Annotated in this window: 10 protein-coding genes and 1 pseudogene; 8 read left to right on the top strand and 3 right to left on the bottom strand. The window is 70.9% G+C overall.

Features of this window, described 5'->3' with window-relative positions; genetic code table 11:
- The first annotated feature begins 224 nt into the window (after nt 1–224).
- The 4 genes from AB0C15_RS20680 (at nt 225) to AB0C15_RS20665 (ending at nt 4,190) form a co-directional block, all read left to right on the top strand.
- Nucleotides 225–839 (top strand): dihydrofolate reductase family protein, encoded by a 615-nt coding sequence (locus AB0C15_RS20680; protein ID WP_357354218.1) that lies wholly within the window; start codon nt 225–227, stop codon nt 837–839.
- A 71-nt stretch (nt 840–910) separates the two neighbouring features.
- Nucleotides 911–1,585: a hypothetical protein gene (locus AB0C15_RS20675; RefSeq protein ID WP_357354216.1), complete on the top strand. Its 675-nt coding sequence runs from the start codon at nt 911–913 to the stop codon at nt 1,583–1,585.
- Nucleotides 1,586–1,709: 124 nt separating this feature from the next.
- Complete coding sequence (locus AB0C15_RS20670) at nt 1,710–2,603, top strand: SGNH/GDSL hydrolase family protein (RefSeq protein WP_357354214.1); 894 nt, start codon at nt 1,710–1,712, stop codon at nt 2,601–2,603.
- 120 nt (nt 2,604–2,723) lie between these two features.
- On the top strand, nt 2,724–4,190 hold the full coding sequence (locus AB0C15_RS20665; protein WP_357354212.1) for a protein kinase: 1,467 nt from the start codon (nt 2,724–2,726) through the stop codon (nt 4,188–4,190).
- 63 nt (nt 4,191–4,253) lie between these two features.
- Here the strand turns inward: AB0C15_RS20665 and AB0C15_RS20660 are convergent, their stop codons facing one another.
- The 3 genes and pseudogenes from AB0C15_RS20660 to AB0C15_RS20650 all read right to left on the bottom strand — a co-directional run bounded on the left by AB0C15_RS20660 (nt 4,254) and on the right by AB0C15_RS20650 (nt 6,935).
- On the bottom strand, nt 4,254–5,279 hold the full coding sequence (locus AB0C15_RS20660; protein ID WP_357354211.1) for a glycoside hydrolase family 11 protein: 1,026 nt from the start codon (nt 5,277–5,279) through the stop codon (nt 4,254–4,256).
- 379 nt (nt 5,280–5,658) lie between these two features.
- Nucleotides 5,659–6,543 (bottom strand): annotated as a pseudogene (locus AB0C15_RS20655) (sigma factor).
- Nucleotides 6,544–6,551: 8 nt separating this feature from the next.
- Complete coding sequence (locus AB0C15_RS20650) at nt 6,552–6,935, bottom strand: YciI family protein (protein ID WP_357354210.1); 384 nt, start codon at nt 6,933–6,935, stop codon at nt 6,552–6,554.
- 127 nt (nt 6,936–7,062) lie between these two features.
- Between AB0C15_RS20650 and AB0C15_RS20645 the strand changes: the two genes are divergently transcribed.
- From AB0C15_RS20645 to AB0C15_RS20630, 4 genes are all read left to right on the top strand, one after another.
- Nucleotides 7,063–7,518, top strand: coding sequence for a Fur family transcriptional regulator (locus AB0C15_RS20645; protein WP_357354232.1), 456 nt, complete (start codon nt 7,063–7,065; stop codon nt 7,516–7,518).
- Nucleotides 7,515–9,791, top strand: coding sequence for a catalase/peroxidase HPI (gene katG / locus AB0C15_RS20640; RefSeq protein WP_357354208.1), 2,277 nt, complete (start codon nt 7,515–7,517; stop codon nt 9,789–9,791). Before AB0C15_RS20645 ends, katG begins: the two co-directional genes overlap by 4 nt.
- A gap of 238 nt (nt 9,792–10,029) precedes the next feature.
- Nucleotides 10,030–11,316, top strand: a complete 1,287-nt coding sequence (locus AB0C15_RS20635) for a glycosyltransferase family 4 protein (RefSeq protein WP_357354206.1) — start codon at nt 10,030–10,032, stop codon at nt 11,314–11,316.
- 182 nt (nt 11,317–11,498) lie between these two features.
- On the top strand, nt 11,499–12,956 hold the full coding sequence (locus AB0C15_RS20630; protein WP_357354203.1) for an O-antigen ligase family protein: 1,458 nt from the start codon (nt 11,499–11,501) through the stop codon (nt 12,954–12,956).
- Nucleotides 12,957–12,963: the final 7 nt, after the last annotated feature.

Below are 12,963 nucleotides of genomic sequence, written 5' to 3'. Positions count from 1 at the left end.
TCCAGCCGGCCGCCGCCCGACCGGGCGGCCCTGCGGCCCCCGCCACTGCTGACCGGGGGGGGGCGTGGGGGCTCCCCCCGCCCCCGCCCGCACACCATGTCCGAGACCTCGGCGACAGAGACGAGGCGCGACATGCGGCGTCGGGGCGGGTCTGTGACGGGTGATTTTGGGATGATGCGCCGGTCGATCCACCGACATCTTCCGAACTCGAAGGGGCCTCCGCGATGGCAAAGGTCATCTCCACGTTGTTCATCTCGGCCGACGGTGTGGCCGAGATCGACCCGGACTGGCACTTCCCGTACTTCGACGAGAACATGGGCCGGGCCGTCACCGAGGACTACGACGCCGCCGACGTGCTGCTCATCGGCCGCGAGACGTATGACAGCTTCGCCGGGGCCTGGCCCGACCGCGAGGCCGCCGGTGGCGAGGACGCCCCGTTCGCCAAGCAGCTCGGCGACGTACGCAAGGTCGTCGTCTCGCGCCAGCCGCTGGAGTTCTCCTGGCGCAACTCGGAGCTGGTCGACGGGGATCTCCTCGACGCCGTCGCCGCGCTCAAGGCCGATGCCGGCGTCCGGGGAATCCTCATCCCCGGGTCGATCTCCGTGGTGCAGCAACTGCTCGCCGCGGGCCTGGTCGACGAGCTGCGCCTGCTGGTGCACCCGGTGGCCGCGCGCAAGGGCCGCAAGCTGTTCGACGAGGGCGACGCGGCGTACCACCTGCGCCTGTTGGCCTCCGAGGCGTTCCCGACGGGCGTCCTCCGCGTGATCTACGCGCCGGGCACGGCGCCGAAGCCGGTCGGCTACGACGACGTCAAGGACCAGGTGCCGGCCGGAAACTAGGCTCGGCTGGCCCGCCACGTCGATCTGTGGTCGCAACGACGGTCGTCGTACGCCCATGTGAAGATCTCGTCGTGACCGAGTGGACGTACAACGATCGCCCCGCGGGTGCCAGGTTCCTCACCGATCGCATCCCCGAGCCGGGCCGCACCGCGATCGACGACGAGCTGTGGGCCTGGGTGGTGCGCGGTGAGGCCGACGCGGACGAGTTCGTCGACTTCTTCGACGACCCCGAGGAGCGCCGTGGCGCCAGTGACGACGAGCTCAGGGCGGCGTACGAGGCGGCGTTGGCGGTTCGGCGGGGGCAGCAGCGCGAGTGGGGTGCGGTGAGCGGCAACCTCACCCGCGCCTTCGTCGAGCTCAACGAGTTGGGGGTGTTGGCCCGGGAAAACTTCAGCTGCTGTGGCACCTGCGCCAGTGCCGAGATCGACGACGAGCGGGACGACTCCCGGCACTGGCACGGGTTCCTCTGGTACCACCAGCAGGACACCGAGTCGCTGCTCGCGAGCGAGGACGGCGAGGTCTACCTCGGTTACGGCGTCTACCCCCCGGCCGACTTCGACGAGGACGCCTACGCGGGCCTGTCCGAGGCCGAGCAGCAGGCCAGCTACCAGGCCGACCTGGAGCGACTGCTGGACGAGGTCGCGTTTCCGGTGCTGCGCAAGCACGGCATGCGGGTGGAGTGGAACCGCAAGCAGTCCCGGCGGATCCGGGTGACCGGCGCCCAGTGGTATGCGTCGCTTGATTGACCACCACCAATCAATCCCACACTCCGGGCCGGCATTTAGTGAGGCTCATCGATATTGACGTGCGGCGTCGGCGGCGACAGGATCTCGGGCACCACCACCCCTGTGATCCCTCCTGGGAGGCGCCATGACCCGTCCCCGCCTGCCCCTCCTGCGGGCAGCCACCCGGTTGGCCGCACTCACCCTCGCGACCGCCGGCGTGCTCTTCACCGTCGCCACACCAGCCAGCGCCGCCGTGCCCACCGGCCGCTACGTCGCGCTCGGTGACTCGTACACCGCAGGTCCGCTGATTCCCAGCCAGGTCGACCTCAACTGCCTGCGGTCAAGCCGCAACTACCCGTCGCTGGTGGCCGCGTCCGCCGGCTCGTCGTCGTTCGCCGACGTGAGCTGCTCCGGTGCCACCACCGACGACATCCTCTACGGCGGCAGCGGCCAGCTGGGCGTGACGCTGCCACCACAGCTCAGCGCGGTCACGTCGAACACGGCGTTGGTGACGGTGCAGATCGGCGGCAACGACATCGGCTTCTCCGGCATCATCGGCGACTGCGCGGAGGCGAGCGTCAGCAGTCCGCTCGGATCGCCCTGCAAGAACCGGTACACCGCCGGAGGTGTCGACCAGTTGCAGGCGCGGATCGTCGCCGCCACGCCGAAGATCACCGCCGTGCTGCAGGCGGTCCGGCAGGCCGCGCCGGGCGCGCGGGTCGTGGTGCTCGGATACCCGGCGATCCTGCCGGACACCGGCTACGGCTGCTGGCCCGTCGTCCCGATCGCCTACCAGGACGTGCCCTACCTGCGTGGCATCGAGAAGTCGCTCAACGCGATGCTGGCCAGCGTCGCGAGCGCCAACGGCGCCACCTACGCCGACGTCTACACCCCGTCGATCGGCCGCGACGCGTGCAAGAGCAGCGGCACCCGGTGGATCGAGGGGCTGGTGCCGCAGAACTCGGCGGCGCCCTTCCACCCCAACGCCCGAGGTGAGCAGGGCATGGCCACCGCCCTGCTGGCCAGACTCGCCAGCTGACTCAGGCCCGCGATCGGTCGCGCTGGCTCCGTCGCAAGCGGCGGGGCCAGCCGACCGGGCTGGCGGCTCAGCCGATCTAGCGGTGCTTGAGATCGAGTCGTCCGGGGTACCGACCCTGTCATGCCGGTTGTGGGGGAAGTCGTCGGAGACCGTTACCGTCTGGTCGAGAGCATCGCCAGCGGTGGGATGGGTGACGTCTGGCGAGCGGTCGACGAAACCCTGGACCGCTGCGTCGCGATCAAGATGTTGCGACCTCGGTTGGTCGACGATCCCGGCTTCGGCGAGCGGTTCCGTCGCGAGGCCCGGGCGATGGCGGCCCTGCGTCACCCGGGTGTCGCGCAGGTCTACGACTACGGTGAGGTGTCCAGGCCCGACGCGTCGGTGCTCGCGTACATCGTCATGGAGTGTGCGCAGGGGCAGCCCTTGTCGGAGCGGATCGCCGAGGTGGGCCGGCTGGGTGTGGCCGAGACGATGTCCATCGCCGCGCAGACCGCCCGTGCGCTCCAGGCCGCCCACGACGCCGGCGTCGTGCACCGGGACGTCAAGCCCGGCAACCTGATCATCGAGCCGGACGGGCACGTCGTACTCGTCGACTTCGGCGTCGCGGTGACCCAGGAGGCGGCGAGTCTGACCGGCACGAACCAGGTCGTCGGCACCGCCCTCTACATGGCTCCCGAACAGGTCACCAGGAGCGAGATCACCCCGGCAATCGACATCTACGCGCTGGGAGCGGTCGTCTACCACTGCCTTGCCGGCCGACCCCCGCACCAGGGCGAGACCGCGGTGGCGGTGGCGCTGCGGCATCTCGAGGAGGAGCCGCCGCCGCTGCCCGCGGACGTTCCGGAGGCGGTCCAGCGGTTGGTCGCCACCGCGATGGCCAAGGAGCCCACCCGCCGCTTCCCGACGGCGGCGAGCATGGCCACCGCGGCCGAACTGCTCGCGGACCCGTCCGACCGGATGACGCGGACGGTGGTCGGAGCGCCGGTGGTCGGAGCGGCGGTGGTTGAAGCGCCGGTCGGGGCGGCGGTCGAGCAGACGGAGGTCCGGCGGACGGTTGGCGGCGGCGCGGCGAGGCGTGCGGGTGGCCCGGTGCCGAAGGTGCTCGCGGTGGTTCTCGGATCGATGGCCGCCGCGGCTGCCGTGCTGGTCTTCGCCGACCCCACCGGGATGATGAAGGGCCCGAACGGGCAACCGTCGTCGCCGCCCGCGGTGTCGCCGACGGGCCCCTCGCAACGCGAGCCCGGCCCCGGCGTCGGCGGCGGCGGAGAGCCGGGTACCCGCGGGTCCGCCGGCCTGCCCGTCCGCGCGCCCGGCTCCCCGACCCCGACAGCCGGTGTGTCGGCGGGGCCGGTCGGCCAGCCGACGCCGACCGGCGAGAGCACCGGGGGTGCGTCCGAGCCGACCTCGTCCGACAGCCCTCCGACGGAGCCGACGGCAGCACCGACGGGTGGGTCGACGCCGGCACCGACCGGGACGGCCTCGGAGGAGCCCGAGGAGGAGCCGGAGGACGGGCCGACGGCGGGGCCGACGAAGAAGCCGTCCTCCGGAGCGCCGGCGGCGCAGGAGACGGCGGCACCGCGGACGTAGCGTCACACCGCGCCACTGGCGTGGCGGCCGGGGCCGCCACGCCAGAGCGAAGTGGGATCGGTGCTAGCTGCTGCTGCAGCTGATCGTCGGCCAGGTCCAGTTGCCGTTGGCCATGACCGTGATCCCGAAGTTGTTGCCGTTGCCGTTCGGTCGCGCGGTGACGGTGCCGCTGCTGCCGCTGACCGAGGCGTTCCAACTGTTCTGGATGCTCTGGCCGCCGTTGAGGCCGAGGCTGACCACCCAGTTGTTGGTGCCGCTGACCGCTACGTTGAGGTTGAACCGGTCACCCCACTGCTGGCCGGCGGAGATCGTCGCGTTGCAGTTGCCGGTCCCCGGGTTGCCGGTGGTGGGCCCGGAGGTCGGGTTGCTGCCGCCGCTGCCCTCGCGGACGGTGATGTCGGAGCTTCCCTGGCTCTGGTAGCCCTCGGTGGCCATGACCTGGTAGCTGTGGTTGCTGCCGAGGTTCAGGCCGGCACGCGCCCAGGCGTCGAAGTGGTTGGCGGTGGTGATGGTGCCACTCGAACGCTTCTGCTGGCGGACGCTCCAGAACTGGTAGAACGTCTGGTTGCCGTCGATCGACGGGGCGTTGACCCGCTGGCTGCGGAGGATGTCGTAGGTGCCGCCGTCGGTGGTGACCGTGCCCATCCGGGTGGCGCCGTTGCTCGGGTTGTAGCTGCCGAAGTTCTCCACCACGTAGTACTCGATCAGTGGGTTGCGCGTCCACCCGTACAGGGCCAGGTAGGTGTTGTTGTTGCCCGGGTTGTAGCTGCCCGAGTAGGTGACCGTGCGACGGTTGCCGGTGGCCCAACCCTTGCCGCCGACCCAGTTGTTGGTGCTCCTGTCCCAACTGCTGGTGTAGCGACCGTCGGCGCGCAGCGTCATGCTGGCGTTGCCGCTGTCCTTCCAGAACGAGAAGTAGTACCCGTTGTGCGTGCCGGTGAGGTTCGACGTGAGGGTCCGGTCGGCCTCGGCGTACGCGTTGGTGGCCGTCATCGTGCCCGCGACGGCCACGACGGCGGCGCATGCGGCGCCGAGGAGCAACCGCATGCGGCCGCGCCCTCTGCGCGTGGTGTGGCTGGTGTCGGTCATGGAACTGTGCCTCCTCGTGACGGCTGGCGGGGGCCAGCGGCGCGGTACGCCTCGGCAGGCTGCCGGTGGTCGACTCGGCCAGGGCGTCGTACCGCTCGGTGGTGGTGGGCCGGTCGTGCTGCACGGCGACCGGAGAAGTGGGTCGTGGTGGCTGGTGCTGACGACAATCGAATACCGTCGATGGCGACCGTATTAACCTGGTCGTCCACTTGTCAACAATTTTCGGAAACAGGGTGGCAACACTGCTGATGCCGCTACTCAGCATCCATCCAGGTCAGTAGTCGATCAGGCTTCCCTGGCTGCACCGCAGGATCTCGACATCGGATCTCGGTCCGAGTGGCGGTCACCGAAACTTCCGGAGACTTTCCGGACCGCGCGGTCAGCGACGCCCGAGGGCGTTGAGTCGGGCGGCCTGGCGGGTCAGGTGGTCACGTTCGGCGAGGTTGGGGGCCTGCCGGGCCGCCTCGGCGTAGAGCCGGGCCGCCGTGGCCAGCTCGCCGGCGCGCTCGTGCAGGTACGCCGCCGCCGCCGCGTACCGGGGCAGCGCCTCGTCCACGGCAGCGAGCGCCGTCAGACCGGCGCGGGGGCCATCGGCCGCGCCGATCGCCACGGCGCGGTTGAGCCGAACGACGGGGTTCCCGGTCAGCCGGGCGAGTTCGTCGTACCACTCCACGATCTGCACCCAGTCGGTCTCGGCGGCGGTCGGCGCGTCCGCGTGCAGTGCCGCGATGGCGGCCTGGGCCTGGAACTCGCCCAGTTGGTCGCGGGCGAGGGCCCCCTGCAGGATCGCGACGCCCTCGGCGATCGACCCGGTGTTCCAGCGGCTGCGGTCCTGCTCGGCGAGGGGCACCAGTACCCCTCGTCGAAGACGAGGTAGAGGACGCGCAGCACGGTGGCGACGTCACCCGGTCGGTCGAAGCGCAGCCCGGAGACGGAGCGTTTCGCCCGGCTGATGCGCTGCGCCACGGTCGCCTCGGGCACCAGATAGGCGTGCGCGATCTGACGGGTGGTCAGCCCACCGACGGCGCGCAGCGTGAGCGCGACCGCCGAGGACGGCGTCAGCGCGGGCGGTGTCGAGGAACCGTCGCCACGCCACGGTGGTCAGCCAGCCCTTCGGGTCCCGTGGCGGGTCGGCCGGCCAGACGCGGACCGCCTCGACCAGGGCGTCCTGCTCGGCATCCTCGGCCGCCGCGAAGTCGATTCCGCGGCGGACGAGGACTCCGAGGACGCTCGGCGTGAGGCTTCGCAGCAGCGTCTCGTCCATCGACGTCGTCACTCCGTGATGGTCGGCGGCTCGCTCAGGAACGGACGCAGCTCCAGCCACTCGTGGATGGGCTTCCCGCCCGCACCGGGTGCGGCCGACAGCTCCCCGGCCAGCTCGACGGCCCGGTCGTAGCTGTCGACGTCGATCACCATCCAGCCCGCGATGAGGTCCTTGGTCTCGGCGAAGGGACCGTCGGTGACCGGTGGGCGGCCCTCGCCGTCGTACCGGACGAACGTCTCCTCCGGGGCGAGCGCCTGACCGTCGACGAACTCGCCGGTCTCCTCGAGTCGGGCCGCGACGTCGCGCATGTACTGCACGTGGGCCGAGATCTCCGCCGGCGTCCACTGGTCCATCGGCACGTCGTTCACCACGGGGACGGAGCCGGTTGGCACTTCTCGACATGGCTGTCCGGTTTTTTTCCTCCGGCAGGTTAACCTCGGGTGAATCGTCCCCTGTTGGGGTACCTCGGGCGGCGCGAAATTTGATTCGTTCCAAAATAGTGAGCTAGTGTTCGTACCCGTGATGTCCGACTTCGAGGCGCAGCTGCGGGCGGTCTCGTTGCGCGTGACCCGGCCCCGGTTGGCGGTGCTCGCGGCGTTGCGCGACCACCCGCACATCGGCACCGACGCGGTGATCAGGCTGGTCCGCTCGGATCATCCCACGGTCTCCCACCAGGCGGTGTACGACGTGCTGCGCGTCCTCACCGATGCCGGTCTGGTGCGGCGCATCCAGCCCGCCGGGGCGACCGCCCGCTACGAGTCCCGGGTCGCCGACAACCACCACCACGTCGTGTGTCGCTCCTGCGGCACCATCGCCGACGTCGACTGCGCCGTCGGCCACGTCCCCTGTCTCACCGCCTCGGGCGACCACGGTTTCGTGGTCGACGAGGCGGAGGTCGTCTACTGGGGCACCTGCCCCGACTGCGCGGCCGACCGCACGCCCCAGAGATCCGCAAGCTCGGAAGGAAGCACATGAGCGACACCCAGGAGAACGGCCCCACCAGTGCGCAGGGCGTGGACCAGAAGGCAGCGGCCGGCTGCCCGGTCGCGCACGACTCGGTGACCGCGCACGGCAGCGAGAGCGAGAACCCGGCGATCGACTCGCCGACCCCGAAGACCGGCGGCCGTCCGCGTACCAACCGGGACTGGTGGCCCAACCAGCTCGACCTCTCGGTGCTGCACGCCCACTCGTCCAAGGGCAACCCGCTGGGCGAGGACTTCAGCTACGCCAAGGAGTTCGCGAAGCTCGACGTCGAGGCCCTCAAGCGCGACATCGTCGAGGTCCTCACCACCTCGCAGGACTGGTGGCCGGCGGACTTCGGCCACTACGGCGGCCTGATGATCCGGATGAGCTGGCACGCCGCCGGCACGTACCGCATCGAGGACGGCCGCGGCGGCGCCGGCGACGGTGGGCAGCGGTTCGCGCCGCTGAACAGCTGGCCGGACAACGCCAACCTGGACAAGGCCCGTCGCCTGCTCTGGCCGGTCAAGCAGAAGTACGGCCAGCAGATCTCCTGGGCCGACCTGCTCGTGCTCGCCGGCAACGTGGCCCTGGAGTCGATGGGCTTCAAGACCTTCGGCTTCGGCTTCGGTCGCGAGGACGTCTGGGAGCCCGAGGAGATCTTCTGGGGTCCGGAGGACACCTGGCTGGGCGACGAGCGCTACGCCTCCGAGAAGGAGATGGCGGCCGGCGTCGGCTCGACCGAGATGGGGCTCATCTACGTCAACCCGGAGGGCCCGCGTGGTAACGCCGACCCGGCCGCGGCGGCGCACTTCATCCGCGAGACCTTCGGCCGGATGGCGATGAACGACGAGGAGACCGTCGCCCTCATCGCCGGTGGTCACACCTTCGGCAAGACCCACGGTGCCGGCGTCGCCGACAACCACGTGGGCGCGGAGCCCGAGGGCGCCCCGCTGGAGGCGCAGGGCCTGGGCTGGCTGAGCACCCACGGCAGCGGTAAGGGCGCCGACACGATCACCAGCGGTCTCGAGGTGACGTGGACCGACGTGCCGACGCAGTGGAGCAACCGCTTCTTCGAGATTCTCTTCGGTTACGAGTGGGAGCTCACCACCAGCCCCGGTGGCGCGAAGCAGTGGGTCGCCAAGGACGCCGAGGCGATCATCCCGGACGCCTTCGACCCGGCGAAGAAGCACCGTCCGACGATGCTCACGACCGACCTGTCGCTGCGGGTCGACCCGGCGTACGAGAAGATCTCCCGCCGCTTCCTGGAGAACCCCGACCAGTTCGCCCTGGCGTTCGCCAAGGCCTGGTACAAGCTGCTGCACCGCGACATGGGCCCGATCGAGCGCTTCCTCGGCCCGTGGGTGGCCGAGCCGCAGCTGTGGCAGGACCCGGTGCCGGCCGTCGACCACGAGCTGGTGGGTGACGCCGACGTCGCCGCCCTCAAGGCGAAGGTGCTGGAGTCCGGCCTCACCGTCGACCAGTTGGTCTCCACCGCCTGGGCCTCGGCCGCGAGCTTCCGGCACACCGACAAGCGCGGCGGCGCCAACGGTGCGCGCATCCGCCTGGAGCCGCAGCGCAGCTGGGAGGTCAACCAGCCCGAGCAGCTGGCCACCGTCCTGACCGCCCTCGAGGGGATCCAGCAGGAGTTCAACGCCGCCGGGGGCGCGAAGATCTCCCTCGCCGACCTGATCGTGCTCGCCGGTTCGGCCGCCGTGGAGAAGGCGGCGCGGGATGCCGGCGTCGAGGTGACCGTGCCGTTCCGGCCGGGCCGCACCGACGCGACCCAGGAACAGACCGACACCGAGTCGTTCCGGGTCATGGAGCCGCGTGCCGACGGTTTCCGCAACTACCTGCGCGTCGGCGAGAAGACCCAGCCGGAGGTGCTGCTCGTCGACCGCGCCTACATGCTCAACCTGACCGCGCCCGAGATGACCGTCCTCATCGGCGGCCTGCGCTCCCTCGGTGCCAACGTCGGAGGCAGCAAGCACGGTGTCCTGACCGACCGGCCGGGTGTGCTCACCAACGACTTCTTCGCGAACCTGCTCTCCCCGGGCACCCGGTGGAGCGCGTCGAAGTCCGACGAGCACGTGTACGAGATCCGCGACCTGGCCACCGATGAGGTGAAGTGGACCGCCACCGCGGTCGACCTCATCTTCGGGTCGAACTCGCAGCTGCGCGCCCTCGCGGAGGTCTACGCCAGCCACGACGCCCGTGCCAAGTTCGTGGCCGACTTCGTGGCCGCGTGGACCAAGGTCATGCAGCTCGACCGGTTCGATCTCGCCTGACGGTAACTGAACGACGAGCCCCGGCCGATCCGCACGCGATCGACCGGGGCTCGTCGCGCTGTGTGCGGCGTTCGACGCGGTACCGACGTCGTCTGGTCACCCCGGTGCCATTCCCTTCGAGGCGAATCCCATGGATGATTTTTCTGTCTCAATGATCGGCTGTAGACGGGCTCATCCATGGCAAGGTGTTGACCTGGCCGGGCGGCGGGCGCGGGCCTAGTCACGCAGGGGAGTCAATGTGGCCCATCCCGACCTGCAGGCCGAGGACGTGGACCAGCACGCGGCAAGCCCTGCGATTCCCCGGCAGCGGGTGGCCCCCACCCGCCCGTCCGGAGCGGGCGTCGCCGACACCGCCTGGCGTCCGCTGCGGATCGCGATGATCGGCCAGAAGGGCATCCCGGCGACCTACGGCGGGATCGAACGGCACGTGGAGGAGATGGCCAGCCGCCTCGCCGGCTACGGCCACGAGGTCACCGTGTACTGCCGCCGCAGCTACGGCGAGACACCCACCGACGGCTACCGGGGCGTACGGCTACGCCAGACCCAGACGATCGCGAGCAAACACCTCGACGCCATCGTGCACGCGGCGACCTCCACAGTGGCGGCGATGGGCGCCAGGCCCGACATCGTGCACTACCACGGGCTCGGGCCGGCCCTGGTCGCTCCGCTTCCGCGCGCTCTGTCCCGGGCGCGCGTGGTGCTGACCGTGCACGGGCTGGACAACCAGCGGGGCAAGTGGGGCCTTGCCGCGCGGGCGGTGCTGGGCAGCGCCCACTGGCTCAGCGGGTACGTCCCGCACCAGCGGGTGGCGGTCTCGCAGGGGCTCGCGGCCCACTACGGCACCCGGTTCGGCAGCCCGACGACCTACATCCCGAACGGGGTGAACCCGCCCCGGGCGGTGCGCACCCGCCAGATTCGGGAGCGGTTCGGGCTGACCCCCGGCGGCTACCTGCTGCTTGTCGGTCGGCTGGTGCCGGAGAAAGCGGCCGACCTGCTGATCCGCGCGTTCCGCCGGACCCGGACCCCGATGCGCCTGGCGATCGTCGGCGGATCGTCGTTCACCGACGACTTCGTGGAGCGGCTGCGCCGCGAGGCCGGCACCGACGACCGGATCGTCTTCACCGGGTTCGCGTACGGTGACCTGCTCGCCGAGCTGTACTCCAGCGCCGCCGGCTTCGTTCAGCCGTCCCGGTTGGAGGGACTGCCGTTGACGTTGCTGGAGGCCGCCGCGTACGGGCTGCCGGTGGTCGCGAGCGACATCGCGCCGCACGTCGAGGTGCTGAGGTCCGACGCGGCCGGAGGGCGGTTGTTCCGCGACGGCGACGAGGACGACCTGGTCCGGGTGCTGACATCGCTGCTTGCCGACCTGCCTCGGGAACGCTCCGGTGCCGTCGCGCTGGGCGAGCGGGTCACCGGCAAATACAGCTGGGACGCCGCCGCTCGCGAGTTGGAACGGCTCTATCTCCACCTGGCGCCGGAGCCGGGCCGGCGGGCCCGGGCACGACCCGTGGCGGACGTCGACTGACCGGGCGGCGCAATCGCCGGGGGAGCGTCGGATCGGCCCCGCGGAGGAGAAAGCAGTCGGCGCAACGGCCCCTTCTGCCGTCCGGGCGACCGGGCTAGATTGAACCGTTCTTGTGCCGGGAGGACATCGGCTGGCCGCGCCCGGCAGCGGCCGGGCAGCGCCGATTCAGTTCAGTGGGATCAGTGGAACAGGACACGCAGCAGATCACCCCGCGTACGACCGGGCGGCTCGACCCGACCCGCCTGCTCACCGGCGGCGCGGCGGTGGCCGCCGCCGTCATCGCGGTGCTCGCGGGTGTCTCGATGGCGGCCGGTGACCGTAGGGGCATGGTGCTGCCGCTCGCGGCGGTGGCCGGGATCGCGGTGGCCGTCCTCGCGCTCACCCGGTTCGCCGGGTACGTGCTGCTGATGCTCGCGGTGCGCTCCTGCGTCGACCTGTTCAAGGTGACCGGCCCGAGCGCCGGCCAGGCCGACTCCGCCGGAGCGGCCCGTGCGGCGGACCCCTCCACGCTGCTCGCGGTGCTGTTCCTCCTCGCCGCCGGGCTCTGGCTGGCCGCCCAGCTCAGCCGGCACGGGCGGCTGCGCGGCTCCCCGCTCGGCTGGGCCATGCTGCTCGTCGGCGCCAGCAGCGTGGTCAGCGCCCTCGGTGCCAGCCGACCGGCGAACAGCCTGCTGGAGGCGTTGCGGATCCTCACCGTGGTGGTGATGTTCGTGGTGCTTGAGCAGCTCATGCCGGACACCGCGGCGATCCGTCGGGTACTGCTCGCCTGCTACGCCTCGCTGGTGCTGGCGCTCGGCTACACAGTCGTCCTGTCGCTGCTCGGCAACCCGCCGGCCGAGGTGAAGGGCGACTTCACCCGAATCAGCGGCACGTTCAGCCAGTCGACCACCTTCGGTCGCTACCTGATGTTCATGGTGATCTTCGGGTTCGCGGTCTACCGGTTCCTGGGCCGTCGACTGCGGGCGTCGCTCGGGGTGCTGCTCGCGCTCTCGCTGCTGTTCCTGCTCCTCACCAACACCCGAAGCGCCCTGCTCGGCGCGGCGATCGGCCTGGTGGTGGTCGCGGCGCTGCATCGCAGCAAGCGGATGCTCGTCACCCTCTGCGTGGTGGCGGTCGCCGGGGTGGCCCTGGTGCCCGCCGTCGGCGAACGCTTCGCCCAACTCGGGACGTCACGCGCGGTCGGCGGAGACCCGACCGGAAACACCCTGGCCTGGCGGATCGGCTACTGGACCGAGATCGTCACGCTCGCCGACCGCAACCCGGTGACCGGCATCGGGCCGAACATGACCCAGCGCGAGACCGACGAGGCGAAGAAGCCGCACAACGACTTCCTGCGGGCGTACGTGGAGACCGGGCTGCTCGGTCTCGGGGCGTACCTGCTGATGCTTGTCGCGGTGCTGCACACCGCGCGGCGCGCGCTGCGCCGGGCGCCCCCGGGCAGCTTCGAACGTGGCGTCGCGGTCGGGTTCGCCGGCTGCGCCGCCGCGTTCGTGGCGGTCAGTGCCGCCTCAAACGTCATTTCCAACGTGGTCACCCTCTGGTACTTCGTCGCGTTCGCCGCGGCGGCCAGCGCGATCGCCCGCCAGCCGGCTCCGAACCCGGTCGGCGAGCAGCCACGACGCACGTCCATCCCGGTTTGACTGAACG

Origin of the sequence: Micromonospora sp. NPDC048835 (genome assembly GCF_040649995.1) — a bacterium.
Lineage (GTDB): Bacteria > Actinomycetota > Actinomycetes > Mycobacteriales > Micromonosporaceae > Micromonospora.
Note: the sequence above shows the minus strand (reverse complement) of the source record. Positions and strands in the feature narration are given on the sequence as shown.

What these genes read in the sequence shown, in the direction of transcription:
- AB0C15_RS20670 (WP_357354214.1), top strand. Translation starts at nt 1,710, where the DNA reads ATGACCCGTCCCCGCCTGCCCCTCCTGCGGGCAGCCACCCGGTTGGCC.
- AB0C15_RS20665 (WP_357354212.1), top strand. Translation starts at nt 2,724, where the DNA reads ATGCCGGTTGTGGGGGAAGTCGTCGGAGACCGTTACCGTCTGGTCGAG.
- katG (WP_357354208.1), top strand. Translation starts at nt 7,515, where the DNA reads ATGAGCGACACCCAGGAGAACGGCCCCACCAGTGCGCAGGGCGTGGAC.
- AB0C15_RS20680 (WP_357354218.1), top strand. Translation starts at nt 225, where the DNA reads ATGGCAAAGGTCATCTCCACGTTGTTCATCTCGGCCGACGGTGTGGCC.
- AB0C15_RS20660 (WP_357354211.1), bottom strand. Translation starts at nt 5,279, where the DNA reads ATGACCGACACCAGCCACACCACGCGCAGAGGGCGCGGCCGCATGCGG.